Origin of the sequence: Pseudoalteromonas sp. Ld19 (assembly GCF_045064135.1) — a bacterium.
In the GTDB taxonomy this organism is placed as follows: Bacteria; Pseudomonadota; Gammaproteobacteria; order Enterobacterales; family Alteromonadaceae; genus Pseudoalteromonas; species Pseudoalteromonas aliena.
Window position 1 is genome coordinate 1 of the sequence record NZ_JBISHA010000013.1, and the last position, 1,781, is coordinate 1,781.

The 1,781-nt window shown below is 34.6% G+C and carries 4 protein-coding genes and 1 pseudogene; 1 reads left to right on the plus strand and 4 read right to left on the minus strand.

Going from position 1 to position 1,781, the window contains the following annotated elements:
• The 4 genes and pseudogenes from ACJJVZ_RS03400 to ACJJVZ_RS03415 form a co-directional block, all read right to left on the minus strand.
• Nucleotides 1–281: pseudogene (locus ACJJVZ_RS03400) on the minus strand (hypothetical protein); the annotation flags it as partial.
• A gap of 92 nt (nt 282–373) precedes the next feature.
• Nucleotides 374–718 carry a hypothetical protein gene (locus tag ACJJVZ_RS03405; RefSeq protein ID WP_405621589.1) on the minus strand — a complete coding sequence of 115 codons (345 nt, stop codon included), beginning with the start codon at nt 716–718 and terminating at the stop codon, nt 374–376.
• 19 nt (nt 719–737) lie between these two features.
• The gene (locus tag ACJJVZ_RS03410) at nt 738–1,208 is read right to left on the minus strand and encodes an SMI1/KNR4 family protein (protein WP_405597015.1); all 471 of its coding nucleotides are present in this window, start codon (nt 1,206–1,208) and stop codon (nt 738–740) included.
• Between the two features lie 8 nt (nt 1,209–1,216).
• Complete coding sequence (locus tag ACJJVZ_RS03415; RefSeq protein ID WP_405597018.1) at nt 1,217–1,546, minus strand: HNH/ENDO VII family nuclease; 330 nt, start codon at nt 1,544–1,546, stop codon at nt 1,217–1,219.
• Nucleotides 1,547–1,609: 63 nt separating this feature from the next.
• On the opposite strand from ACJJVZ_RS03415, the gene ACJJVZ_RS03420 reads away from it, so the two are divergent.
• On the plus strand, nt 1,610–1,781 hold a 172-nt coding region (locus ACJJVZ_RS03420; RefSeq protein ID WP_405621592.1), incomplete at its 3' end, for a transposase.

The following is a 1,781-nucleotide window of genomic DNA, read 5'->3' on the forward strand; positions in this document are numbered from 1 at the left end:
CGTGTAAATTGTGTGGTGAGTTTTAACCAGTTTTCTGGGGATATATTAAGCCTTTCAAGCAAAGGAAGGTTTATATTATCAATATACCCTCGTTTGTCCTCTCGTATACAACGCCCTGTTAACTCAAGCAGTTTGTCTTCAACCCACCCTCTGCGGTGCTCGTAAGATTGACCCGTAAAATGGTCTTCACCGCATAAAAATGCACGCCGAACACAACGCGAGATACAGTGGTAATACTTTGTATCAACCAAACTTACTTGACGCTTTCTTGCGATAGCCATAAGACCCCCTGCTTGTTTTCACACTGATGAAAGCCTAGTACTTAGTTCGCCATACTGCAAAAATTAGGGTGGGTGTCTAGTTTATTTTGCGATTAAAAAATAGGTTTAATTTTCTCTAATGCATTAATAATGACTTTATTCGGAATTAAATTATGAACAGAAATAAAATGTAAAATTGCAGAGCTAACAATTAGATCTGACTCCCCATTAGGTATTCTAAATTCATAACTTGAAAACTTTTTACCAGTAGACTTTAAAGTCATAAATTCATTACAAATATGACAAATTTCTACATGTCTGAGCTTATTAATAATTTCTACATTAGTTAAAGCTAACGTAAACCATTCGAAAAAAGCATCTTTCTCTTCTTCACTTCGAAAGTACTCAACCATTTGTAACAAATCAACACAAATATCGTTTTTTTTATAAAACATCATCGCTCCCAGTTATATAAAATCATAAATCCTCAATTGCATCTTTAATTTCGTTATAAAAAAAATCCCCAAAACTCTCAGCCACTATGTTTACTTCTTTATCTCTTTTATAGGACAAACTGGTTTCTACTACAGGAAAAACAGAATCAGTACCAGATAAGTCTATACTAAACAACGGACCATAACCTGAAGATTTTACGTAAACCATTGATTGGGAAATATCTCCACGCATTCTCGCTGACTCAGTAGCAAAAATAACACATGGAATTGCGTCTGAATTTAGCCCATCACGAGTTAGACCATAAAACTCTTCACCTTCAAAGCTTAAACAGCCAAATTTTTCTAAAAAGTATTTATAATCATCAGTAAATTTTATTTTTAGTTTTTGCTCTGCTTGCTGAATCAATGAACTAGTCACTCCTCCGGTAGTTAAAATCTCTTCTCCAGTACTTTCCATCATTTTTATTGCTAAATTAATCTTTTCAATAGACATATATCACCTTATTCATAATCATTTGCGCGATTTTTCCAATATTTTTTCTTCCATCTATTAAATGGTCTTCTATCCATAGGAGGTGGAGCACTACTATAACGATGCCGTTCGTTATCAGATCCTTTATAAGATTTATCATATTGGTTTGTATAAATATGAAGAAACCTATCATTTTCGCTATGAAAAACCGAACCTAGTTCAGCCATAGAGCCAGGCTCATCTTGAGTAAGATGATGAAGGTTCACCTCCTCACCATCATAACCTATGGGTGCCTTTCCTTTTTTCATTCGCTCAATATTTGTTTTCCCAAACTTATCTTTATATATAGGATTGAACAAGTCACCTCTTTCCCCCTGTGTCAGGATAGTTGTCGCTTCTAACTTTTAATAGAGGCAGATAAAATGAGACGTCGATTTACACAAGAATTTAAAGTTCAAGCTGTTGAAAAAGCATTATCTCAATGTGATGATGTTCGCTTAGAAGATGTTGCGCTTGATTTAGGTATCGGTTATTCAACCTTGCAACGATGGATCGCGCTTGCTAAAAACCATGAACTTGAAACTAAAAATAATG